The organism is Streptococcus oralis, from assembly GCF_965111685.1.
Lineage (GTDB): Bacteria > Bacillota > Bacilli > Lactobacillales > Streptococcaceae > Streptococcus > Streptococcus oralis_B.
In genome coordinates, this window is the sequence record NZ_OZ217340.1 from 1,440,131 (window position 1) to 1,463,134 (window position 23,004).

The 23,004-nt window shown below is 41.0% G+C and carries 21 protein-coding genes and 1 pseudogene; 10 read left to right on the plus strand and 12 right to left on the minus strand.

The genetic code is table 11. From position 1 onward, the window contains the following. Positions 1 to 17: 17 nt before the first annotated feature. The 4 genes from ACLV7H_RS07515 to recJ form a co-directional block, all read right to left on the minus strand. Positions 18 to 797, minus strand: coding sequence for an alpha/beta hydrolase (locus ACLV7H_RS07515; RefSeq protein ID WP_411866801.1), 780 nt, complete (start codon positions 795 to 797; stop codon positions 18 to 20). A gap of 68 nt (positions 798 to 865) precedes the next feature. Beyond that, complete coding sequence (locus ACLV7H_RS07520) at positions 866 to 2,527, minus strand: ribonuclease J (RefSeq protein WP_411866802.1); 1,662 nt, start codon at positions 2,525 to 2,527, stop codon at positions 866 to 868. 516 nt (positions 2,528 to 3,043) lie between these two features. Next, positions 3,044 to 3,691, minus strand: coding sequence for a CHAP domain-containing protein (locus tag ACLV7H_RS07525; protein WP_411866803.1), 648 nt, complete (start codon positions 3,689 to 3,691; stop codon positions 3,044 to 3,046). A 282-nt stretch (positions 3,692 to 3,973) separates the two neighbouring features. Continuing rightward, positions 3,974 to 6,193, minus strand: a complete 2,220-nt coding sequence (gene recJ, locus ACLV7H_RS07530) for a single-stranded-DNA-specific exonuclease RecJ (RefSeq protein ID WP_411866804.1) — start codon at positions 6,191 to 6,193, stop codon at positions 3,974 to 3,976. Between the two features lie 177 nt (positions 6,194 to 6,370). On the opposite strand from recJ, the gene ACLV7H_RS07535 reads away from it, so the two are divergent. The 4 genes from ACLV7H_RS07535 to ACLV7H_RS07550 are packed head-to-tail and all read left to right on the plus strand — an operon-like array spanning position 6,371 to position 9,293. Then, positions 6,371 to 7,129: an amino acid ABC transporter ATP-binding protein gene (locus ACLV7H_RS07535; RefSeq protein ID WP_001229587.1), complete on the plus strand. Its 759-nt coding sequence runs from the start codon at positions 6,371 to 6,373 to the stop codon at positions 7,127 to 7,129. Positions 7,130 to 7,139: 10 nt separating this feature from the next. Next, the gene (locus tag ACLV7H_RS07540) at positions 7,140 to 7,934 is read left to right on the plus strand and encodes a transporter substrate-binding domain-containing protein (protein WP_411866805.1); all 795 of its coding nucleotides are present in this window, start codon (positions 7,140 to 7,142) and stop codon (positions 7,932 to 7,934) included. A 12-nt stretch (positions 7,935 to 7,946) separates the two neighbouring features. Continuing rightward, a complete protein-coding gene (locus ACLV7H_RS07545) occupies positions 7,947 to 8,624 on the plus strand; it encodes an amino acid ABC transporter permease (RefSeq protein WP_000131152.1) in 678 nt (225 codons plus the stop codon). A gap of 9 nt (positions 8,625 to 8,633) precedes the next feature. Further along, positions 8,634 to 9,293 (plus strand): amino acid ABC transporter permease, encoded by a 660-nt coding sequence (locus ACLV7H_RS07550; RefSeq protein WP_045590574.1) that lies wholly within the window; start codon positions 8,634 to 8,636, stop codon positions 9,291 to 9,293. 39 nt (positions 9,294 to 9,332) lie between these two features. Here ACLV7H_RS07550 and ACLV7H_RS07555 read toward each other — a convergent pair whose 3' ends face one another. The 4 genes from ACLV7H_RS07555 to ACLV7H_RS07570 form a co-directional block, all read right to left on the minus strand. Further along, positions 9,333 to 10,355, minus strand: a complete 1,023-nt coding sequence (locus tag ACLV7H_RS07555; RefSeq protein WP_045590571.1) for a YdcF family protein — start codon at positions 10,353 to 10,355, stop codon at positions 9,333 to 9,335. A 67-nt stretch (positions 10,356 to 10,422) separates the two neighbouring features. Continuing rightward, on the minus strand, positions 10,423 to 10,860 hold the full coding sequence (locus ACLV7H_RS07560) for an Rrf2 family transcriptional regulator (RefSeq protein WP_045590568.1): 438 nt from the start codon (positions 10,858 to 10,860) through the stop codon (positions 10,423 to 10,425). Positions 10,861 to 11,006: 146 nt separating this feature from the next. Beyond that, on the minus strand, positions 11,007 to 11,948 hold the full coding sequence (locus ACLV7H_RS07565) for a hypothetical protein (RefSeq protein ID WP_411866806.1): 942 nt from the start codon (positions 11,946 to 11,948) through the stop codon (positions 11,007 to 11,009). A 161-nt stretch (positions 11,949 to 12,109) separates the two neighbouring features. After that, positions 12,110 to 12,961 (minus strand): metallophosphoesterase family protein, encoded by an 852-nt coding sequence (locus ACLV7H_RS07570; RefSeq protein ID WP_411866807.1) that lies wholly within the window; start codon positions 12,959 to 12,961, stop codon positions 12,110 to 12,112. A gap of 195 nt (positions 12,962 to 13,156) precedes the next feature. Here ACLV7H_RS07570 and ACLV7H_RS07575 point away from each other — a divergent pair, with 195 nt between their 5' ends. From ACLV7H_RS07575 to thrS, 3 genes are all read left to right on the plus strand, one after another. After that, a complete protein-coding gene (locus ACLV7H_RS07575) occupies positions 13,157 to 13,531 on the plus strand; it encodes a hypothetical protein (RefSeq protein ID WP_042768522.1) in 375 nt (124 codons plus the stop codon). Between the two features lie 258 nt (positions 13,532 to 13,789). Then, positions 13,790 to 14,416: an AAA family ATPase gene (locus tag ACLV7H_RS07580; RefSeq protein WP_411866808.1), complete on the plus strand. Its 627-nt coding sequence runs from the start codon at positions 13,790 to 13,792 to the stop codon at positions 14,414 to 14,416. Positions 14,417 to 14,426: 10 nt separating this feature from the next. Next, entirely contained in the window at positions 14,427 to 16,370 is a 1,944-nt protein-coding gene (thrS, locus tag ACLV7H_RS07585; RefSeq protein ID WP_411866809.1) for a threonine--tRNA ligase, read from the plus strand. Between the two features lie 212 nt (positions 16,371 to 16,582). On the opposite strand, the gene ACLV7H_RS07590 is transcribed toward thrS, so the two are convergent. The 4 genes and pseudogenes from ACLV7H_RS07590 to ACLV7H_RS07605 all read right to left on the minus strand — a co-directional run bounded on the left by ACLV7H_RS07590 (position 16,583) and on the right by ACLV7H_RS07605 (position 20,016). Beyond that, a complete protein-coding gene (locus tag ACLV7H_RS07590) occupies positions 16,583 to 17,632 on the minus strand; it encodes a DUF389 domain-containing protein (RefSeq protein WP_411866810.1) in 1,050 nt (349 codons plus the stop codon). A gap of 329 nt (positions 17,633 to 17,961) precedes the next feature. Further along, positions 17,962 to 18,212 (minus strand): annotated as a pseudogene (locus ACLV7H_RS07595) (hypothetical protein). 159 nt (positions 18,213 to 18,371) lie between these two features. Further along, on the minus strand, positions 18,372 to 19,346 hold the full coding sequence (locus ACLV7H_RS07600) for a sensor histidine kinase (RefSeq protein WP_411866811.1): 975 nt from the start codon (positions 19,344 to 19,346) through the stop codon (positions 18,372 to 18,374). Continuing rightward, entirely contained in the window at positions 19,339 to 20,016 is a 678-nt protein-coding gene (locus ACLV7H_RS07605) for a response regulator transcription factor (RefSeq protein WP_411866812.1), read from the minus strand. The genes ACLV7H_RS07600 and ACLV7H_RS07605 overlap by 8 nt, the downstream gene beginning before the upstream one ends. A gap of 328 nt (positions 20,017 to 20,344) precedes the next feature. On the opposite strand from ACLV7H_RS07605, the gene ACLV7H_RS07610 reads away from it, so the two are divergent. The 3 genes from ACLV7H_RS07610 to ACLV7H_RS07620 all read left to right on the plus strand — a co-directional run bounded on the left by ACLV7H_RS07610 (position 20,345) and on the right by ACLV7H_RS07620 (position 22,966). Next, entirely contained in the window at positions 20,345 to 20,914 is a 570-nt protein-coding gene (locus ACLV7H_RS07610; RefSeq protein WP_411867078.1) for a TetR/AcrR family transcriptional regulator, read from the plus strand. 87 nt (positions 20,915 to 21,001) lie between these two features. After that, complete coding sequence (locus ACLV7H_RS07615; RefSeq protein ID WP_411866813.1) at positions 21,002 to 21,778, plus strand: ferredoxin reductase; 777 nt, start codon at positions 21,002 to 21,004, stop codon at positions 21,776 to 21,778. 111 nt (positions 21,779 to 21,889) lie between these two features. Next, a complete protein-coding gene (locus ACLV7H_RS07620; RefSeq protein ID WP_411866814.1) occupies positions 21,890 to 22,966 on the plus strand; it encodes a DUF2974 domain-containing protein in 1,077 nt (358 codons plus the stop codon). The last annotated feature ends 38 nt before the right edge of the window (positions 22,967 to 23,004 follow it).

Sequence of the window (23,004 nt, forward strand, 5' to 3'; positions counted from 1 at the left end):
CTGAAAGAAACCTAAAACTAAGATAAGCGCTCTTCCAAAACAAAGTTAATTGGTATAGTAGCTAAAAAACGCTCCAATTGTTTTTCCCAGTAGTACCACTCATGAGTGCCAGGACTATGACTATAGGTCACTTCAAAACCAAGATTTTTGAGGTTTTTCACTGCGAGGTTATTGGCTGAGTAGAGATAGTCTTGCTCGCCACACCAAGCCCATAGTTTGGTCTTTTTATCGGATTTCGTAGCGATAGTTTCCAGCGAATGAGGGCTATCTGTCCAGTCTTTGATTTCTCCAAAAACTCCTCGCCAGTAGGCAAGTGACCCCAGATCCTGACTTTCAGGAGAAAATTCCTGAAAACTAAGCGCACCAGAAAAACTAGCCGCATGAGAAAAACGATTGGTTGCGAGAGCTAGTTTGAAGGAACCATAGCCACCCATGGAGAGACCTGCAATGAAGGTCCTTTCTCGCTTGCTGGTCATATTGGGGAAGAAACGTTTCATAACCTGAGGCAACTCTTCTGCTAGAGCTGTATAATAGTTATAGCCATACTGAGTATCTGTGTACCAGCCATTATTTGTATTGGGCATGATAACAATGAGATTGGTTCCACGCAACAAGCGTTCGACATTGGTACGTTTGAGCCAGCTATTTTGGTTTCCTGACATTCCGTGCAAAAGATAAAGGACAGGAATATCTGTGCAATCCGGTTCAGTCACCCGACTAGCATCTGGATAGAGTACTGTAACGCCCCACTCCATATCCAAAACTTCTGAGTAATACTCAATATTCATAACTGCCATGGTTGTCTCCTTTTACTATTCTATAAGAAAAAGCCGAACTTCGACTTTTTCTGTAGGTATTCTGCTTATTATTTTGCTTCCATTACGACTGGCAAGATTGCTGGACGACGTTTAGTTTGGTCAAAGAGATACTTGGCCAAGCCATCACGGACCTTCCCTTTGAGATCAGCCCAGTCAAAATCTTCACCTTGGAGATAGTCTTCCACCGTTTGGTTAATCAATTCTGAACTTTCACGGAGAATATCGCGGCTCTTCTTGAGATAAACAAATCCACGTGTATGGACACGAGCCTTAGCCACAATCTTCTTCTCACGACGGTTGACAGTGATCGCAACGATAAAGATTCCATCCTCTGACAAAACCTTACGGTCACGAAGGACGACATTTCCAACATCTCCGATGGCATTTCCGTCAATCAAGACATCACCTGCAGAAACTGCTCCAGCTGGGACAAAGTCTCCATGTTCATAAGACATGGTCGTTCCCTTTTTAGGGATGAAGATACGCTCTGGCAACATCCCAACTGCCATGGCAGCCTTGGCATGCGCGTCCAACTCACGGTACTCTCCTTGGATCGGGAAGAGGTAGTTTGGTTGCAAAAGATTGATCATTAACTGCAAATCACGAGCATTCCCGTGTCCGGACACCCGCAAGCTTTGGGTAATGAGTTTCACCACACCACCAGCTTGGTAGATCATGTTTTCAACACGCGCCATGACAGCTTCTTTTGCGATAGATGGAGTCGTTACGATATAAACCAAGTCCCCATCTTTGATTTCCACATAACGGTGGCGTCCGATAGACATCTTACGAAGTCCATTAATAGGCTCACCCATACGCCCAGTCTCAAGGATAATCAACTCATGGTCTTCAAATCGAGACATTTCTTTAGGTTTAATCAAGAGACTTTCATTAGCTAGAGATAATTTTTTGAGACGAATCGCTGTACGGACGATATTTTCAATATCAAATCCAGTCAGAACAACTCGGCGACCTGTATCTGCAGCAGCATCAAAAACCTGCTGGATACGAGAGAGGTTGCTGGCAACTGCGGCAACAATGATTCGACCTTCCCAGTCTGCAATGGTCTGGGTAATCTCCTCTCCAACTTCACTCTCGCTCGCCACTTGGATATTGCTGTCCGCATTAGCCGAGTCACTGAGGAGCGCCAAGACAACGTCACGACCAATCTCGGCCAAACGACCAAAATCAGTCGCATAGGATTCACTAGCTGTCTGGTCAAACTTGAAGTCGCCTGTGTAAACAATGCTACCTTCAGTTGTTTTTAGGACTATTCCCAAACTTTCTGGAATAGAGTGAGTTGTACGGAAGAAGGAAACCTCAGTTCCTCCAAAGTCAATCTCCGTATCCTCATCAATCACATGGAAGTCATTGAATTTCTTAACAGCATCATTTCCTTTGACAAAGAGTTTTGCCAACTCGATGGTCAACTCAGATCCAAACACAGGCACCTTAGCCTCTGCCAAAAGGTAAGGCAGAGCTCCAATGGCATCCGCATGTCCGTGGGTCAAGAAGACCCCAGCTATACGATCACTATTTTCAAAAAGGTATTCCATATTTGGAATGACGACGTCGACCCCAAGCTGTTCATTTTCAGGGTATTTAAGCCCCGCATCCAAAACAAAAATTGAATTGCCAATCTCAGCAATGTACATATTTTTCCCGTTTTCACGCACACCACCTAGTATTGTTAAACTGATATTACTCATTTTTCCTCCGAAACCTTAGTTTATCTTGATTATAGGGTAGGTTCACCCTCTTATTCTAAAAGTTCTAAAACTCTCAGCCGAATCTTTTCTTACCATTATACCATTTTTTTGATTATTTTCAAAATGAAGATAGGTTTTTAACTAGAGATTAATAACTACTGTGAATCAAATTTTTTACTTTGACTTCTCTTTTGGAGGCTTCATCAAAGATAATAGAACGATTATACCATCAAAAATATGGATTTTCTGAATCAATTTGATTTCAGATACCTTTCTCAAACTCTAAATTTCTCTTTTAGTTCAAAACAACCTTGCTTTTACCTCCCGACTTGAGAACTATTTTTTCAAAGACAGGTTTTATCTACATCTAAATTTATCTACATCTAAAAGCGAGAATTTCCTGTTCGCTACAGAATCTAAAAATTTTCAGCAATTAGCCACTAAGATGGAGGTTAATGATAGGAAATTTCTTCAAAAAGAAAAAAGACTTAGAAATTCTAAATCTTTTTATCATCTTTAGTTTGGATAGATATAAGTGACGTTTCCTAAAAATTCACGAGGATTAAAGAAGCCACGGTAATTCGCAATCTGCTTTTGACGTCTGTAGTTTGCTTCCAATACTTGGATAGAGTTTTCACTTTGAACATCTGTTACATAAGCAACGTGTCCATATTCACCACCATCCCAAACGGCGATTGCTCCTACTACTGGAACACTTCCTGTCTTATAGCCTTGAGCACTCGCGTAGATTGCCCACGTGTTGGCATTTCCCCACCAGTTGCTTGCCCAAGGAGCCAATTCTTTCACGCCCCATGTACACTGACCAACAGGATAAGAGTTTCCATAGTTTGTAGGAGTCTTTTCGACAACATCCTCTGTATCTGATACCACATTCGCAGTGCTAGCTGGAGCACTGTAGGTAGAGTTAGACTGAGCAGAACCACTCACTTCCAATACATCCCCAGGGTGGATAGTGTCAAAGATGGTTTTTCCATTTAAAGCTGCCAACTCATGCGGATCCATGCCGTTTGCAGTTGCAATGGCATAAAATGAATCACCGTCTTGGACAACATAAGAATTCGCATGAACCGTTTGAGCCCCAACTGTAGCCAAAATAGCGGTAGAAGTCAAACCAAGAGTCAGTTTCGTAACTGTTTTTTTCATAACTATAGTCCCCTTATATTTTCTTGATAAGAAAATCATACTTGATTTACATGTCAGTTAGTTTAGAGTTATATTTTAGTCATGTTACAAAAATTTATACTTTTACTACATAAGGTTTAAAAGCAGACATTGTATAAAGTGGTAGAAGAGAATAAAAAACGAATCGTTTCCCCCAATCTTTACATCAGTAAACTATCCAAAAGACTATCTAATCAGCCACTCCCACAGCAAGCATTTATCCGACAAAAAAGACCGAGATAGGTCATCTCAGTCCCTTTCCATCTATAACTCCATTAAAAAATCATACATTTCTTGCACGGTCCCCAGTGCCATCATTTCTTGATTTTTTACAGTTTGTTTGAGATTTTGGTAAATCTGACTTTCAGCAATTTCCCTTTTCGGTGCTTCTTTATTGACTGTCATGACCCCATCTTTGATTGTCACAAAATCTAGCTCCTCAAATACTTGAATCATCTTGACCAGCAAGATTTGTTGGATATTGAGATAAGCCGCCAAATCCTTTAGCTTGTAGCGAATATCAAACTCTGGGAACTGGTAAATAGTCTTATACAATTTAGCAAACTGTTCTCTAGTCCCATAGCCTGTCAGATAATAGGCCTTGTCGATGTCGTTTTTGAAATAGACAGCTGAGAAATGTTGCTCCTGAAAAACAGTCTTCAGCAAGGTAATATCTTCCGGAATACTTTTCACAACAACCGCTTCACTATTCGCCAAATCTGGCACCTCTCCAGAGAAATCCAAGACTGGAACTCCTTCTGGCAGGGCTACGTTCTTCCCACGAATGTTAAAGAGTTGAACACCCTCCACACGCGCATCTACCATCATCAACTGGAGGGCAGTTTGGCCATTCCATTGATTGACAGACAGGGTGACTGCCAATTCTAGATTCTTGGTTTGAGCAAACTCTGTCGCCCATCTACCTTGTCCGAAGGCCACCACTTCAAAACTAGCTTCACCCTTAGAAATTTTTAGTTTGAGGTGAGCATTGCCTGCCCCCATAGTACGGGCACTTTCGACCTGAAAATCCTTGATATAAAAGACAGGTTTCTGATTGTCCATTCCAAAAGGTGCCAAACGTTCAAAACTTTTGACCGTTTCCAAGCTAAGCGTCTCCAAGTCTAGCTCTTCATCTAGATTTAACTTGTTCTTGCCACTAGTATCTGCTCCTTTTTCACGGATATAGTCTTCCAAGACCTGAGATAAATCTGAAAGTTTCTCCACTTCTAGCGTCATGCCCGCCGCACCAGCATGACCGCCAAAGGCGATAAAGAGGTCTCGATGGGGATCCAGAGCCTCAAAAATATCGACCGCTTCCACACTACGAGCACTGCCCTTGGCACGACCGTCCTCTATGTTAAGAACGATGACTGTCTGCCCTAGCTCTTCCAGCAAACGGCCAGCCACGATACCCAGAACGCCAGGATTCCAGCCTTCCTTAGCCAAAACCTGGACCTTCTTCTCAGGATCCACCATGGTCTTAGCTTCTTCATAGATAGATTGTACAATTTCCTTACGCTCTTCGTTTTTTTGGTGAATCATAAGGGCAATCTCGTGAGCTTCCTCATCATCAAATCCAGTCAACAAATCAATGGCAGGATTGGGATCATCCAATCGCCCCAGGGCATTTAAACGAGGGGCAATCTGGAATCCAACCGTTTCTTCCGTCACTTCATTAGCAGCAATCCCAGCCATGTCTAGCATTTCTTGCAGACCGATGCGCTGAGTATGCCCCAACATTTCCAGACCATATTGAACCAAAATACGGTTTTCATCCGTCAAGCTCACCATATCGGCAATGGTTCCGATAGCGACCAAATCAAGCAATTCCACTTGCACTTCTTCTAAAAGGGCGCAAGCTAGCTTGAAAGCCACTCCACAACCAGCCAACTGTTTGAAAGGATAGTCCGCATCTGGATGTTCAGGATGGACAATGGCATAGGCAGCTGGCAGGGTTTCCGGCATGGAATGGTGGTCGGTCACAATGACATCTACTCCCATAGACTGGGCCAATTCAATGGCTTCGTGCCCTGCAACCCCATTGTCCACTGTCACAATCAAGGAAATTCCCTCTTGCTCGATAAAGTATTTATAGACACTGGCATTGGGACCATAGCCATCGGTAAAACGATTTGGCAGATAAACACGGCACTCGGCACCCAGCTGTTCCAAACTTTCCTTAACAATAGAAGCTGAAGTCATACCATCCGCATCGTAGTCTCCATAGATGAGAATATTTTCCCCTTCTTCAATGGCCTGACGAATCCGTTCTACTGCCTTATCCATATCATGGAGCAGATAGGGATCATGTAAGTCCTCTAAAGAAGGTTCTAAAAACTTCTTCAGACTTTCTTCGTCCTGAATCCCTCTCTCAAATAATAAGCGAGCCACCTCAGGACCCAGCCCTGCCTTCTTGGCTATCTTTGTAAAATCCGCATCTTCAACCTGCGGGGCAAACTGCCATTCATAAGTAGGAGTTATCAAAAAAACATCCACTCTTTCTAAGAATTCTATCGTTTCATTATAACATGATTTAGGCTTTTTCTCTATCCAGATTGCTTTTTTATAACATTTTAGTGAATTTTTTTCAGATATGATTTGACAAGAACACTCTTTTGTTGTAAAATCATGTTATAAAATCTAACACAAAGGAGATCTCTCATGGCTTTAGTAGAATTTAAAAACGTCGAAAAATATTACGGAGACTATCACGCACTCCGCGACATCAATCTCCGTTTTGAAAAAGGACAAGTTGTTGTCCTGCTTGGACCTTCTGGTTCTGGGAAGTCCACTCTTATCCGTACGATCAATGGTTTAGAGGCTGTCGATAAAGGGAGTCTCCTAGTCAATGGACACCAAGTAGCAGGTGCCAGTCAGAAAGATTTAGTTCCTCTTCGTAAGGAAGTCGGCATGGTTTTTCAACATTTTAATCTTTATCCACACAAAACAGTGTTAGAAAACGTGACACTTGCGCCCATAAAAGTTCTAGGAATTGATAAAAAAGAAGCTGAAAAAACAGCCCAAAAATATCTGGAATTTGTAAATATGTGGGACAAGAAAGATTCCTATCCAGCCATGCTATCTGGTGGACAAAAGCAACGGATTGCCATTGCACGCGGACTCGCTATGCATCCCGAACTCCTCCTCTTTGACGAACCAACATCTGCTCTTGATCCTGAGACTATCGGAGATGTTCTAGCAGTTATGCAGAAACTGGCACATGACGGGATGAACATGATCATCGTTACCCACGAAATGGGCTTTGCCCGTGAAGTTGCTGACCGTATCATCTTTATGGCTGACGGAGAAGTTTTGGTGGATACGACAGATGTCGATGACTTTTTCGACAATCCAAGCGAGCCCCGTGCCCAACAATTCCTCAGCAAAATTATCAACCACGAAAGTGACAAAGTCAAATAAGGAGGCACCTATGAAAAAGAAACCCTTTTTATTAGTTTTATTGATGAGCCTTATCAGCCTTAGCCTAGCTAAACCAGTTCAGGCTGACACCAATGTCGCAGATATTCAAAAGAGAGGCGAACTAGTTGTCGGTGTGAAACAAGACGTTCCCAATTTTGGCTACAAGGATCCCAAGACAGGGACTTATTCTGGTATCGAAACCGACTTAGCCAAGATGATTGCAGATGAGCTCAAGGTCAAGGTTCGCTACGTTCCTGTTACCGCTCAAACCCGCGGACCACTACTAGACAATGAACAGGTCGACATGGATATCGCAACCTTCACCATCACAGACGAACGTAAAAAACTATACAACTTCACCAGTCCCTACTATACGGATGCTTCTGGTTTTTTGGTCAACAAATCTGCCAACATCAAAAGCATTGAAGACCTAAACGGTAAAACGATCGGAGTTGCCCAAGGATCTATTACCCAGCGCTTAATTACTGAACTGGGCAAAAAGAAAGGTCTAACCTTTAAATTCGTCGAACTTGGTTCCTACCCAGAATTGATTACTTCCCTTCACGCTCACCGCATTGATGCCTTTTCCGTGGACCGCTCTATCCTGTCTGGCTACATTAGTAAACGGACAGAACTGCTAGATGATAGTTTCAAGCCATCTGACTACGGTATCGTCACCAAGAAATCAAATACTGAGCTCAGCGACTATCTTGATACCTTGGTCACTAAATGGAGCAAGGATGGTAGTTTGCAGAAGCTTTATGACCGTTACAAGCTCAAACCATCTAGCCATACTGCAGATTAAGGAGGACACCCCATGACAGATTTATCATCTTGGACAGCCTATTTTCAGGATTTTGGACAATTTTTCAATGGTTTCCTCTTCACCCTTGCCCTAGCTATCGGATCCTTTATCCTAGCTATGGTCTTAGGAATCATCTTTGGAGTCCTATCAACTAGCAAACATCAAATTTTAAGAATTTTGGCTCGTATCTTTGTCGAATTTTACCAAAATACTCCCCTCTTGGTACAGTTTGTTATTGTTTTTTATGGTTTGCCTCTTATAAGTGAACACACCATCATGATTCCGATTTATTGGACAGCTGTACTTTGTGTGGGACTCTATCACGGTGCCTATATTGCGGAGGTTATTCGTTCAGGAATTCAGTCTATTCCTAGCGGTCAAATGGAGGCCGCCTTGTCGCAAGGTTTTACCTATATCAGTGCCATGCGCTTGATTATCTTGCCTCAGGCCTTCCGTATCATTCTCCCACCTTTGACCAACCAAATCGTTAACCTCATCAAGAACACCTCTACAGTTGCCATCATCTCTGGAGTAGACTTGATGTTTGTGACCAAGTCTTGGTCGGCCCTCAACGGAAACTATATCCCAGCCTTTTTAGGTGCTGCTCTTCTCTACTTTGCCCTATGCTTCCCTGTTGCCCAGTTTGGTCGCAAGATGGAGCAAGCCAACAAAAAAGCCTATTCACTTTAGGAGGTTACTATGGAATCTATTTTAGAAGTTTTGACCCCAGATAACCTAATCTTTATCTTTAAAGGATTTGGCTTGACCCTCTACATTTCTCTGATTGCTATCGTCCTCTCGACCCTTATCGGAACAGTGCTAGCCGTCATGAGAAATGGGAAAAATCCTGTTTTACGGATCATCTCCAGCATTTATATCGAGTTTGTACGTAACGTTCCCAACCTCCTCTGGATTTTCACCATCTTTTTGGTGTTTAAGATTAAGTCCACACCAGCTGGTATTACAGCCTTTACCCTCTTTACCTCAGCAGCCCTAGCTGAGATTATCCGAGGCGGTCTCAATGCCGTGGACAAGGGACAGTACGAAGCAGGAATGTCACAAGGATTCACTTCAGTGCAAATCCTCTACCACATCATTCTCCCACAAGCGATCCGTAAAATGCTGCCAGCTATCATTTCTCAGTTTGTAACTGTGATTAAGGATACCAGCCTTCTCTACTCTGTTATCGCCCTACAAGAACTCTTTGGCGCCAGCCAAATTCTCATGGGACGCTATTTCGAACCTGAGCAAGTCTTCAGTCTTTATATCCTGATTGCCTTGATTTACTTTATCTTTAACTTTGCTATTTCTAGCTTGTCTCATAAGCTGGCAAAACGTTGGCAACAAGCCGCAGAATAAAAATTAGCTCTCCGCAAAAATGGAGAGCTGATTTTTTGATTACCATAGAACACCTCTATAGGAGAAAATCAGAGCTAAAATTAATAAAATATAGAAGGCGATAAAAAGCCATCTCATCTTCACACATAGAGCAATATATTCTCTGATAAAGGCCGATGGGATATAGTAGGCGGCTGTACGGCAACCAAGACCATCTCCCTTCATCCCAATACGGCGAGCATAGGTACTGGTACGAAAAACATGGTAATCATTGGTCACAAAGAGAAAACGTGGACTGGTCACCAGCCTATCTCCCATTTCTTTTGAGAAGAGAAGATTCTCATAGGTTGTCGTTGAATCTTCCTCTAGAAGAATTGCTTCTCTCGGAACATCCGTCTCTTCCAGCAAATAATTACAAATTGCCTGAGCTTCGGAAATCTTCTCATCCCCACCTCGACCACCACTTGCGATGATTTTAACATTGGGATTGAGAGACTGGTGATAAGCTTCTACTGCCTTATCAATGCGACTCTTCAGTAAGGGAGTCACTTTTTCTCCATTCAACAAGCCTGCTCCGTGAATGATAATAAAATCATAATATTTTTTCTTAGGAATAAAAAGATACAGGATAGAATAAAGCAGAAATCCTGCAAAGGCAAAACCAAAAATCAAATACGAATAAATCAAAAAGAAAAAGATAATATTCACTAGATGATTGGTGTAAAACAAGCCCTTGGTATCGCTCACTCGAATCGCCATGATTACAAAAAAGAATAGAATCACGCAGCCTAATCCTAGAGACAAATAATTTGCCTTGGATTTTCCTTCTTTTTTCAATAACACAAATCCATTATAAATAAGGAAAAAACCACTTAGAAAAACTAAAAGAGGCAGCAGGAGAAAAATCCCTGCAAAGAAAACCATGTGCACTTCTTTCTGCCCAGCTTCGTAAAAAAGATTGGCAATGGACATATAAGAAAAGAGCAGAGACAAAAGTAAGAGAGCTGGATTCCAGAGACTGCGATTGTCCCTTAAAAACGAAACGAGAAAAAGTAGGACAAAAAATCCTGTGATAAAGTACATAGTCTCCTCCTTTGATGACTACATTGTACCATAATTGTGGCAATAGAAAAAGAGGAGCCTAGCCCTCTTATTTTGCTATTCTTGCTTCTGCATCTGCCACAACCTGAGCCAAACTTGTCTGACGCAGTTGGTTTTCCATAGCTGCTTGAACATCGAATAACTTTTGGTCCAAGACCGCATGGATATTAGCACCAATTGGGCAATTAGGATTTGGATTGTCATGGAAACTAAAGAGCTTACCAGATTTTCCTAAACATTCAACAGCCTGATAAACATCAAAAAGGCTAATATCTTGGAGCTCCTTGATAATTTCAGTTCCGCCCGTCCCACGCGCAACTGAAATCAATCCTGCTTTTTTAAGTTGCGATAAAGTCTTACGAATAATGACTGGATTGACTCCGACACTAGCCGCAAGAAAATCACTGGTCACTTTACTATCTGTATCCTGCATTGCAATAATAATCATCATATGAGTCGCAATTGTAAATCGGCTTGAAATTTGCATCTTCGTCTCCTTTTACATCCTATCTGATACCCATTATACCCTTTTATGTTGTAATGTCAATCATTACTACAATATTATTTTTAATCAGAAAAAGCCTTGTATTCCCTAGTAAGTCGAATGACTGAGAGAATACAAAGGCTTATCTTTTACCCAATTTTACGAGCAGCTCCCTTTGTTTTGTGACTTGACCAGACTGAACTGATAGAAATCCCCGCTCCAGCCAAGGTAAAAATAGCCAATTTAGCCAGATTAAAGAAATAGTTATCAGGGAAATCACCACTAAAGATTAGTTCATTGACCACTCGGAAAGCATAGGCAAACTCAACACCTAGTTGAGCTACGACTTCCATTGCCAAATCGATTTGATTCACTAAAAAGACTGTGACTACCATCAAAACAACAGAAATCAGAATCCCCTTTCGAGATAACTTTTTACCAAGAATTTCATATCCTTTTATAGTACAAATTCCAAGAACAAGCCCAGCTGCAACAGCTACATAACCAAGACGTGCGATGAAAAGAGCAACCGCACCACCAAGTAAGGCTCCTAGCAAGGCACCAACTGCTCCAAGAAGAACATTTTCCTTTTGATTTTGATAAGAATCTACCTCAATCTGAAGATTGCTCTTCAGCAATTGATAGCTTTCTTCATTGATAATGAAAACCGACTCTCCTAATTGATAAAGACTAACTGGCCCCTCTTGACCACTGTAGCCACAAACTTGAACGAAGTGATGGGATTCAAGGAAATCTACAAAGTCTCTTATAAGTGTCTGTAACTTTTCGATTGTTTTTGATTTGCGCATTGCACCTTTTACGACAAAAGAAACAAGGTACTGATTGATAGACAAGGTTGACAAGTTTGGAAGTGATTCGCTCTTAAAGTCATCCCACACCAATTCATTTTCTTCTGTATCAGCAGGATTGCCATTCAAGCTCACACTGACACAAAGTCGAAACTGATTTTTCACGTCAGTTTCTTGCAGGAAAAGTAAATAGCCTGACTGAGTGCCATAAATGCTTCCAGACTCCTCATCAAACTGTAGGCCTAATCCCGACGCAATTGCCTGTAACTCTTCTGGTTTCATAAATTATCTCCCTATTATTTTGAACATCAATTAGTATGGTGTTCAAATTATATATTTTTCCATATTCTAGCATAAATTCTATAAGTAGTCAATTCGTTTCCTTTTTGACTTCCCAAGAAACAGCTGTCATCAGACTATCCTATTTCTAGTCAAAACTCCTTTTAAAACCAATCTTTCTTTTCTCTTTCCATCCAAAGTTCAACATCTTGATCATAACCTTCTTGCTCGCTAATCTTCCCCAACAATTCATGGTTATGAGTGTGGTGAATTCCATTTACCAAGCTTTCATAGTAAACCTGGAAATAAGGAAGCTTTAAATCCTTAGCCAGTTGCAATTCAGCTTCCACATCATAATCCACTCGACGAAAATCAACATCAGACAAACCTGCTTCATCAAACTCTAAAATCATATACTGGGCACGCAAGTCCTTACGCAACCGCGCATCTAAAAAGAAGGGTTGCCCGATCGAACCTGGATTAAGAATCAACTGTCCGTCACTTCCGTAACGAAGAAACTGTTGGTGAATATGGCCATACACTGCGATAGAAGCATATGGCTCCGTCACCAATCTATCAAAATCTTCTTGTTTTCCCGTATGAATCAACTCCCTTCCCCAGTTTTTATCAGGGAGATGGTGAGTGATTCCTACCGTCAAATCACCAAACTGACGATGAACTTGCAGGGGTTGATTATTGAGGTCTTCGATTTCTTCTGGGCTGACCTCCTCTAAGATGTACTGACTTTGACGCAGGAGATAACGATGGCTCGCTTTTGTAGGGTCTAACTTGCGATGCAGGCCTCGCCAGAGACTATTCTCCCAATTTCCCAGAACTCTTACTGTAATAGGCAAGCTAGCTAAGAGGTCCAAGATCCTTCTACGTCCTGTCCCTGGCATCAGAATATCCCCTAAAAGCCAGTATTGGTCTACCTCTGCCGCTTTAGCATCAGTCAGAACAGCTTCCAAAGCTGTCGTATTTCCATGTATGTCTGAAAGAACTGCTATTTTGGTCATTCTTTCTCCTTACCCTTTTACTTCTTTTGTTAGTATTATAACAGAAAACACTCGAAAAGATCACTATCACTGATCACTGGATTAAATTGTAAGAGCCTCCAAATCGTGCTATAATATAAGTAGAGGTTTCCCCTTCATTTAGGATTATGTTGTATACAATATCTCTCAATTTTTCCAGATTGGAGGACTATTGCCATGCGGAATTATCTTAAGTATATCCCATACTACCTTGTCACTTTCTTTTTTTACTGGCCCCTCTATGAGCTCCTCTCTCTACTCATCTCTGACCCATATACACTGAAGGGACTATACATTTACAACATCATCCTCTTTTCACCTCTGGTAACCTTTATCGTATCGCTACTTTATAGCTATCGATTTCATTTCTCACTTTGGTGGCTACTCAGCATTGGTCTGCTCTATTGCTTTACTATCATCACCTTTGGTGAGTTCATCCTGCTTTACTTCCTAGCCTATGAACTCTTTGCCCTACTTGGGTTGGTTTCTGGTGTGGGTATCAAGCATCTCTTCCAGAGAGCGAAAAACAAAAAAATTATACAAAAACCTTGAAAATTCTCGCAATCATGCTATAATAATGCATAGAGACAAGTCACTTAGTCCCTTTCTACTAGAGAGTGCGTGGTTGCTGGAAACGCATAGAAAGCCTAAACTGATACTACTCTACTGACTTTTATGCAAACATAAAACGGTGGCTACGTTAAAGCCAATCAGAGGTGTCCCTCTTTTTTGAGGAACATAAATGAAGGTGGAACCACGTTGCGACGTCCTTTTAAGGATGTCGTTTTTATTTTGTCAGAAGGAGGAAGAATGATGCTTTATATGATTGGCGGATCGCCTTGTAGTGGAAAGTCAACAATTGCCTCACTTCTTGCTAGACAGTATCAACTACTTCATATCAAACTGGATGATTTGGTAGAAGAGATGATGAGTCAAGCAAGTGCAGACTCACAGCCAATTTGCCTTCTTAGGAAGGATAGAAATCCAGAACAAATCTGGATGAGAAAGCCAGAAGAGATGGCAGATGAAGAATGGCGCTTTTATGAAGAGATTTTTCCTTATGTAAAATCTTACTTGATAAAAAATCAAAACAGACCTCTCTTGGTGGAGGGAGCAGGACTTTTGCCTCACTTGGTAAAGAAGCTCGAATGTCAAGCATCATCCTATCTATGCTTGACTCCGACAGCTGATTTTCAAAAAAAGCATTATATACAGAGAGAATGGGTTCCTTATGTCTTAGAGGGTACAACCAACCCTGAGCAAGCTTTTGAAAACTGGATGCAACGAGACATTCTTTTTGCTCAAATGGTTCGTAAGGAAGCGGTGCTATTAGGCTATCCTAGTCTCGTAACAGATGGTAGTCAATCAGAGAATCAGACTGCGGAAGAAGTTGCTCGGCTCTTAAAATTGTCCAACAAAAATAGAATAAATATTTAAGGAGAAAACCATGATTAAGATTACTTTCCCAGATGGCGCTGTTCGTGAATTCGAATCTGGCGTTACTACTTTTGAAATTGCCCAATCTATCAGCAATTCCCTAGCTAAAAAAGCCTTGGCTGGTAAATTCAACGGCAAACTCATCGACACGACTCGCGCTATCACTGAAGATGGAAGCATCGAAATTGTGACACCTGATCACGAAGATGCCCTTCCAATCTTGCGCCACTCAGCTGCCCACTTGTTCGCCCAAGCAGCTCGTCGCCTCTTCCCAGACATTCACTTGGGAGTTGGTCCAGCTATCGAAGATGGCTTCTACTACGATACCGACAATACGGCTGGTCAAATCTCTAACGAAGACCTACCTCGTATCGAAGAAGAAATGCAAAAGATCGTTAAAGAAAACTTCCCTTCTATTCGTGAAGAAGTGACTAAAGATGAAGCACGTGAAATCTTCAAAAACGACCCTTACAAGTTGGAATTGATTGAAGAACACTCAGAAGACGAAGGCGGCTTGACTATCTACCGTCAGGGTGAATACGTGGACCTCTGCCGTGGCCCGCACGTTCCTTCAACAGGCCGCATCCAAATCTTCCACCTTCTCCATGTAGCTGGTGCTTACTGGCGTGGAAATAGCGACAATGCTATGATGCAACGGATCTATGGTACAGCTTGGTTTGACAAGAAAGACTTGAAGAACTACCTTCAAATGCGTGAAGAGGCCAAAGAACGTGACCACCGTAAACTTGGTAAAGAGCTTGACCTCTTCATGATTTCACAAGAAGTTGGTCAAGGACTTCCATTCTGGTTGCCAAATGGTGCAACTATCCGTCGTGAATTGGAACGCTACATTGTCGACAAGGAGCTGGCTTCTGGCTACCAACATGTTTACACTCCACCACTTGCTTCTGTTGAACTCTACAAGACTTCTGGTCACTGGGATCATTACCAAGAAGACATGTTCCCAACCATGGATATGGGTGACGGGGAAGAATTTGTCCTTCGTCCAATGAACTGCCCACACCACATCCAAGTCTTTAAACACCATGTTCACTCCTACCGTGAATTGCCAATCCGTATCGCCGAAATCGGAATGATGCACCGTTACGAAAAATCTGGTGCCCTCACTGGTCTTCAACGTGTGCGTGAAATGTCTCTCAACGACGGTCACCTCTTTGTAACTCCTGAACAAATCCAAGAAGAATTCCAACGTGCCCTTCAGTTGATTATCGATGTTTATGAAGACTTCAACTTGACTGAATACCGCTTCCGTCTCTCTCTTCGTGACCCTCAAGATACTCACAAGTACTTTGACAACGATGAGATGTGGGAAAATGCCCAAACCATGCTTCGTGCAGCACTTGATGAAATGGGGGTTGACTACTTTGAAGCCGAAGGCGAAGCAGCCTTCTACGGACCAAAATTGGATATTCAGGTTAAGACAGCCCTTGGAAAAGAAGAAACCCTTTCGACTATCCAGCTTGACTTCTTGCTCCCAGAACGCTTCGACCTCAAATACATCGGAGCTGATGGTGAAGAGCACCGTCCAGTTATGATCCACCGCGGGGTTATCTCAACTATGGAACGCTTCACAGCCATCTTGATTGAGAACTACAAGGGTGCCTTCCCAACATGGCTTGCCCCACACCAAGTGACCCTCATCCCCGTTTCTAACGAAAAACATGTGGACTACGCATGGGAAGTTGCTAAGAAACTCCGTGACCGTGGTGTCCGTGCAGACGTAGATGAGCGCAATGAAAAAATGCAATTCAAGATTCGTGCTTCACAAACAAGCAAAATTCCTTACCAATTAATCGTTGGAGACAAGGAAATGGAAGACGGAACAGTCAATGTTCGTCGCTATGGCCAAAAAGAAACACAAACTGTCCCAGTAGATGAGTTTGCAGCAGCAATCCTTGCTGATATCGCCAACAAATCTCGTGTTGAGAAATAAAACGATCACTGTCTGAGAAACATTTTTCAGTAAGAAAAAGCAACAACCGAAATAGTTGTTGCTTTTTTATATTTTATTTAACTTGAGCTAGTAGTGATTGGTTAAACTACCACAAATGGTATCCTCATAAACAATCCTTTCTATCCACTAGTTTTTGGATATAGGAAATCCTCCCAAGATTTGCTTTCAAGAGTTAGAACTGTTCAATATCCTCAATCCTTATCTGCTTCATTTTCTTTTACGAGATCTTTTTGTGAATCCTTTTCAGAGAGTTTTTGATCGATATACTTGTTAATAGTTTCATAAAATTCCTTGGTCGTATCACTGTCTAATTTTGTCGAATTATGGACTTGATTGACTTTTAATTGAACAGATTGAATACCGTAAGAGGCTTGTTTTTGATGGAGCGTTTCTAATTCTTCGTCTGAAATCGGATCTCCAACAACCGTCAATACCAATTCATTGTTCCTTGACTTGTAGACTTGATTAATGACCGTGTGATTGGCGAACTCTTTTGCTACAAACTGTTTGATTCCTTCTTTTCGCGCTTGATCTATCGACAGAGTGACTGCTGAATAACTGGCTGGAAGAACCAATAATACAATCAAGGATGTCAAGCCAATTTTCATTTTAATGTTTATCTCTTTAAATGAACTTAAGGGAGATTTTCTCATCAAAATTCTTGTTCCAATAATGTTGGCTAGCATGATAAAGACACAGTTGATCAAGAAAAGATAGAGAGCCCCAAATAAAAATCGTACATTTCCATTAGCTAAACCATAGCCTGCAGTACAGATAGGTGGCATCAGAGCTGTTGCAATGGCTACTCCTGGCACGATATTGTTTGCTTCTTTTTTCCTTGACCCAATTACACCTGCTATCCCACCTGCAATGGCAATGAGAACATCCCAAATGGTTGGAGTGGTTCGTGCAATCAACTCGCTACTTGCATAAGATAAGGGAGAAATCCAGAAATACAAAGTCGAGACAAGCAAACTGACCAATACTTGAGTAAATAAAACCTCTAGAGATTGCTTGATTAAACGCATATCAAAAATAGCTAAACCAAAACCCAGTCCAACAATCGGTGTCATAAGAGGGGAAATCAGCATGGCTCCAATAATGACAGCTGTTGAATTCATATTTAAACCTATAGAGGCAATAAAAATCGCACACATCAAAATCACTGTATCTCTTAATCGAACACGAAGGTCATCATATAGTTTCTCACGGAATTCACGTGTTGAATAGTTTCTAGACATTGGTTACTCCTTTTATTTCAAATAATCTTGTTTCTGCTTGGATGATGGTAGAGAGACTTCTGTTCAATCTTACATATTTTTCTTCTCATCTGTTATGTTTTTGAAAATTATCCTTTGATCATCCGTCAGTCCATCCTTAACATTATATCAAAAATTTTACAGTCTTTCTCGGAAAAAATATATCAATTTAAAAGATAGAGAAAGGAAGAAATTTTTGTTTCCTTATACGAAAAAGAAGAAAACGGTATCTCCTCTGAAAGAAGATGCCGTTTTAATGTTTAAGCATGATTGGTGTGTTCGAGAATCCGTTGCTTCATTTTTATTTTCAATCAGAAGCCATAGATCCCAAACGTGATGATGGTTAGAAGAAACCCCTTGATCCAGTTGCCGAATAGTTGTGTTCCAGTCCCGCCAAAGTATAGACGTTGACAATCTACTACCGTGTGTTTGGTTTTCAATTTTGCATCATGCAAACCTCCCAAGGTGTTGCGTTCCCCAAGGTAATCCCGAAAATTATGGCTACTAAGATAGAGTATCCAATATAATCTAGGAAGCCTCCATCAAAATAACTTTCTTTCATTTTTGCCTCTTTTATTTTTTGACTATATTCTAGTCGTTTCCTAGTGTAACATTCTTTACATCTGGACAATCTTACGGTAACTTCTAAACGTTAACATAAAATAGAGATATCGACTAAAACAAAAATTCCACGAATGGATAAGGTTATCATCAACTATGCTCACTCAATCATCAGATTCCTATTGGAAAACTTGATGCGAACAGTTGTTCCTATCCCAACCTCAGACTCGATGCGAATCTGGTGACCCAGTTCTTCAGAAATTTTCTTAGATAGATAAAGTCCAAGTCCAGACGACTGCTGGGTTAGACGACCATTATATCCTGAAAAACCACGTTCAAAGACTCGGAGAACATCACTATTTTTTATCCCAATTCCCGTATCCTTGATACAGAGTTCCTGACCTTCCATATAAATCTCTAGCCCACCATCTTTGGTGTATTTAAGGCTATTTGAAAGGATTTGTTCAATGACGACCAACAACCACTTCTTATCAGTCACGATAATTTTGTCAAGGTCATGGAGATTGAGCGTCAGTCCTTTTTGGATAAAGAAAAGGGCATACTTGCGAACCACTTCCTTCACCAAATCCTCCACTTGAACCTTTTCAAATACCAAGTCATCGTGGAAGCTCTCCAAACGAAGATACTGCAACACCAGATTGGTATAGGAATCAATCTTAAAGATTTCCTGTTCCAGTTGCTGCTTGACCTCCCGGTCAGAAACTTCTGCCACTAAAAGTCGACTAGCCGCAATGGGGGTCTTGATCTGATGAACCCACAAGGTGTAGTAGTCCAGCAAATCCGTCAGCTTGCTCTGCGCTTCAGACTTCTTTTGATACAATTCAGATTCACGCTCTTCGAGCTTTTCTGCTAGCGCACATTCCAGAGGAGACTTTGGGTCTCTCTCAGCATAGAGTACTTCCTGACGGTAAACCTGAGCTTCTGCAAATATATCCCAAGCCAAAAATAAGAAAGTCAAAAAACTACTGAGCAGAAAGAAATAAAGAAAATAAGTTCCTAGACTAGCAAATAAAAACTGAAAGAGAAGGACGAGAAAGCCTAATGAAAAAATATAGACAAAGATGCGACTGCGAGAACGCAGATAGGCTAGAAAAAATGATTTCCAATCAAACATGTTTCAGTCCGTATCCTATCCCTTTCTTGGTTTCGATAAAGCCTGCTAAACCTTGCTCCTCCAACTTTTTACGCAGGCGAGCAACATTGACAGACAAGGTATTGTCATCGATGAAAAAGTCGCTATTCCAGAGTTCCCGCATCAGGTCATCACGCGCCACGATATTGCCAGCATGTTCAAACAAGACCCGCAAAATTTGAAATTCATTCTTGGTCAAACTCAGAACTTCCCCCTGATAGTGCAGGTCCATAGACTTGGTATTGAGAATCACACCTGCATACTCTAGTAAACTTTCATCCCGCCCAAACTCATAGGAACGGCGCAGCAAACCCTGAACCTTAGCCAAAAGAACCTGCTGGTCAAAAGGCTTAGTTACAAAGTCATCCGCTCCCATATTGATCGCCATGACAATATCCATCGCCTGGTCTCTCGATGACAGAAACATAATCGGTACCTTGGAAATCTTGCGAATCTCCTGGCACCAGTGGTAACCATTAAAAAGAGGCAGACCGATATCCATGAGGACCAGATGAGGTTCCGACTGGACAAATAAACTCAGCACTTCCATAAAGTCTTCTACCAAAATGACCTCAAAGCCCCACTCAGAGAGCAGTTTCCCCACTTGTTGTCGAATAACTTGGTCATCTTCTACTAGTAAAATCTTGTGCATGCGATCCTCCTTTACTCTTGTTCAAACTATAAAAAACCTTTATAAAAAATCAATGGATTGGTATCTCTACTATTTATCAACCTATTTTTAAAATCCAGATTCGGAAACGAAAGCTAAATAGAGAATAATCCCATTGATATCATACCTTATTTTTAATTATAGTTCCAGCCTTATCCTATATTTTCCTTTTTGTGCTCATTTAGTTAGCGTTTCTTTAACTTATTTAATAGATCTAGCCTTCTTATTGACAAGCTAGCCATGATTTGTTAGAATATGAATGAATGAATGAATAAATCAATTTATTCATTCATAAAACGAAGGAGGTTAAATCATATTGGACAAAAAACAATCTTTAAAGACAGCAGCCTATGAAGTTTTTTCGAAAAAAGGTTACAAGGCAACAGGAATTTCAGAAATTGCTAGGCAAGCTGGTGTTGCAGTTGGTTCTTTTTATAACTATTACGAGAGTAAAGAAGCCATTTTTCTAGACATCTATATAGATGAAAACAATCGTGTTCGCCAAGCTATGATCGAAGAACTGGATTGGGAAATTGACATGATCGACCTCATTGGTCAACTATTTGCTCAGTCCAGAACTCTCGTTTCTTCCAATAAAATCCTTGCAGAATGGTACAATCCTGCCATAGCCGATGACTTGCATAGCTACTATTCCTCAGAAGAAGGCAAAGTCGCAAATCCATTTCATCAGTTTCTAGTTAAAACTTTTACAAATCGTATGCAGGCTGAGGGGTATTCTCCGGAAAAGATTCAAGAGATTTTACAAGTTTACAACCTATTTTACTACATGGATATGCATATCACGGAAAAAGATTTTCCAGATATAGGCAAAACTGTCGAAATACTTGCAACCAACTTCATAAAAGGAGTTCTAAAATAAAGAAAATGGTTTTCTTTATTTTTTGAAAAGATATGAATGAATTTTTTTATAGTTCATTCATAAAATTAAGAAAAGGAGTCATAAAAAATGAAAAGAGGTAAAAAAATGTTTATTATCATTCTATCAACACTTGGATTACTAGCCCTTATAACTTGGGGTGCCATCACCTATCTTGGACGAAGCCAGACATTATCGATAAAATCCATCGAAAACCCCAGCGGAGATCTATATTTAATTCATATCACAAAACCGAGTCATCAAATCTGGAAAGCTGGGGCTTATGCTAAGTTTACACTCCCTGATACCTCGTCCGCTGCTAGGAAAAACGAAGCCAAGGGTGAGCATATCAGTCGATGGCTAACCATTGCCTCCACACCTGATGAAGATGAAATCCTCATTTTAACGCATAATAGCGGTAGCGACTTTAAGAACACCTTGACACATTTACCAGCTGGCAGTGAGATTGAGATGAGTTGGCTGGATTCCTCTTTGACTGTTAAAGATACGAATCAGCCACTAGTTTGCTTTGCATCTGATGTCGGCATTTCCGCTCTACGCCCCCTTATCAAAGAATGGGCTGGTAAATGTCCGATTATTCTCAACCATTTTGACAAAGGAGTTACTATTTTCGATAATGAGATGAAAGAACTGGCTCAAAAAACACCGAATTTTACTTATAAAACTAGCGATGAACTTTCTCAAAGTCAAGAATTTTTAAAACGTGTTATTGACGAATACGGCAATCAAGCCAGCTATCTCATCACAGGGCAGCCTGATGATGTAAATGAGATGAAGATTTTTTTAAAGGAAAATGGTATTGATATCAAAAACATACAAGTAAGCTCGTTTAGAGGTTTGAAATAGGAGCAATCTATCTTCTATGTATTTCAATCAAATCCTACTAGGTCATTCGAACAAGCCCACTAGCTAATTCTAGGTAAATGTGATAGGATAAACATAGAGAAAGGAGCTTTTATGGCCAATATTTTTGACTACCTCAATGATGTAGCATACGATTCCTTTTATGACCTCCCCGTGAATGAGTTAGACGTTCTTGCCTTGACTGAGTTGACCTATCTTGCTTTTGATGGTGTAGTAACCCAAAAACCCAAGCGCCTCATAGATCTTGCACCCCAAATTCCTAGAGACACGACGATGTTGACCAATAAAAACCGTCTCCAGTTGTTGGTTCAGCTCGCTCAACACAAACGCTTTAAAAATTGCAAGCTCTCAGACTTTATCAACGATATCGATCCTGAATTGCAAAAACAGTTCGCAGCTATGACTTATCGTATCAGTCTCGATACCTATTTGCTTGTTTTTCGCGGGACGGATGACAGCATCATTGGTTGGAAAGAAGATTTCCATATGACCTATATGAAGGAAATCCCTGCTCAAAAACATGCCCTCCAGTATTTAGAGGACTTTTTTCCCCAACATCCTAACCAAAAGGTTATTCTAGCAGGGCATTCAAAAGGAGGCAATCTAGCTGTCTATGCTGCCAGTCAACTTGATCCAAACTTACAGAAAAACATTGTAGCTGTCTATACTTTTGATTCCCCTGGGCTTCACAAGGAACTAACCGAAACACCTGGCTATCAAAAAATGATGGAAAGAACGAAAGTGTTTATCCCGCAAGGGTCTATCATCGGAATGATGCTGGAAATTCCGAATAAAAAGATCATCGTTCGAAGCAGCGCTTTAGGTGGCCTTGCTCAGCACGACACCTTTAGTTGGCAGGTTGAAGACAAACACTTTGTCCAACTAGACGAGACCAATAGTGACAGCCAGCAAGTTGATACTACCTTCAAGGAATGGGTTGAAACAGTTCCTGACGAAGAACTGCAGCTCTACTTCGACCTCTTTTTTGGAATTATTCTTGATGCAGGCATCTCCTCTATCAACGATCTTTCTTCCTTCAAGGTCATTGAACACATTCACCATCTCTTTGTCCAAGCTCAATCCCTCACTCCTGAAGAAAGAGAAACCATGGGACGACTAACCCAACTCTTGATTGATACCCGTTACCAAGCTTGGAAAAATCGAGAATAGACAAAAACCAACTAATCTAATGATTAGTTGGTTTTTTT

What these genes read in the sequence shown, in the direction of transcription:
- ACLV7H_RS07600 (WP_411866811.1), bottom strand. Translation starts at nt 19,346, where the DNA reads ATGTTTGATTGGAAATCATTTTTTCTAGCCTATCTGCGTTCTCGCAGT.
- ACLV7H_RS07605 (WP_411866812.1), bottom strand. Translation starts at nt 20,016, where the DNA reads ATGCACAAGATTTTACTAGTAGAAGATGACCAAGTTATTCGACAACAA.
- ACLV7H_RS07575 (WP_042768522.1), top strand. Translation starts at nt 13,157, where the DNA reads ATGCGGAATTATCTTAAGTATATCCCATACTACCTTGTCACTTTCTTT.
- ACLV7H_RS07545 (WP_000131152.1), top strand. Translation starts at nt 7,947, where the DNA reads ATGACAGATTTATCATCTTGGACAGCCTATTTTCAGGATTTTGGACAA.
- ACLV7H_RS07535 (WP_001229587.1), top strand. Translation starts at nt 6,371, where the DNA reads ATGGCTTTAGTAGAATTTAAAAACGTCGAAAAATATTACGGAGACTAT.
- thrS (WP_411866809.1), top strand. Translation starts at nt 14,427, where the DNA reads ATGATTAAGATTACTTTCCCAGATGGCGCTGTTCGTGAATTCGAATCT.
- ACLV7H_RS07565 (WP_411866806.1), bottom strand. Translation starts at nt 11,948, where the DNA reads ATGAAACCAGAAGAGTTACAGGCAATTGCGTCGGGATTAGGCCTACAG.
- ACLV7H_RS07520 (WP_411866802.1), bottom strand. Translation starts at nt 2,527, where the DNA reads ATGAGTAATATCAGTTTAACAATACTAGGTGGTGTGCGTGAAAACGGG.
- ACLV7H_RS07620 (WP_411866814.1), top strand. Translation starts at nt 21,890, where the DNA reads ATGGCCAATATTTTTGACTACCTCAATGATGTAGCATACGATTCCTTT.
- ACLV7H_RS07615 (WP_411866813.1), top strand. Translation starts at nt 21,002, where the DNA reads ATGAAAAGAGGTAAAAAAATGTTTATTATCATTCTATCAACACTTGGA.
- ACLV7H_RS07550 (WP_045590574.1), top strand. Translation starts at nt 8,634, where the DNA reads ATGGAATCTATTTTAGAAGTTTTGACCCCAGATAACCTAATCTTTATC.
- ACLV7H_RS07580 (WP_411866808.1), top strand. Translation starts at nt 13,790, where the DNA reads ATGATGCTTTATATGATTGGCGGATCGCCTTGTAGTGGAAAGTCAACA.
- ACLV7H_RS07590 (WP_411866810.1), bottom strand. Translation starts at nt 17,632, where the DNA reads ATGTCTAGAAACTATTCAACACGTGAATTCCGTGAGAAACTATATGAT.
- ACLV7H_RS07560 (WP_045590568.1), bottom strand. Translation starts at nt 10,860, where the DNA reads ATGCAAATTTCAAGCCGATTTACAATTGCGACTCATATGATGATTATT.
- ACLV7H_RS07570 (WP_411866807.1), bottom strand. Translation starts at nt 12,961, where the DNA reads ATGACCAAAATAGCAGTTCTTTCAGACATACATGGAAATACGACAGCT.
- ACLV7H_RS07555 (WP_045590571.1), bottom strand. Translation starts at nt 10,355, where the DNA reads ATGTACTTTATCACAGGATTTTTTGTCCTACTTTTTCTCGTTTCGTTT.
- ACLV7H_RS07540 (WP_411866805.1), top strand. Translation starts at nt 7,140, where the DNA reads ATGAAAAAGAAACCCTTTTTATTAGTTTTATTGATGAGCCTTATCAGC.
- ACLV7H_RS07525 (WP_411866803.1), bottom strand. Translation starts at nt 3,691, where the DNA reads ATGAAAAAAACAGTTACGAAACTGACTCTTGGTTTGACTTCTACCGCT.
- ACLV7H_RS07515 (WP_411866801.1), bottom strand. Translation starts at nt 797, where the DNA reads ATGGCAGTTATGAATATTGAGTATTACTCAGAAGTTTTGGATATGGAG.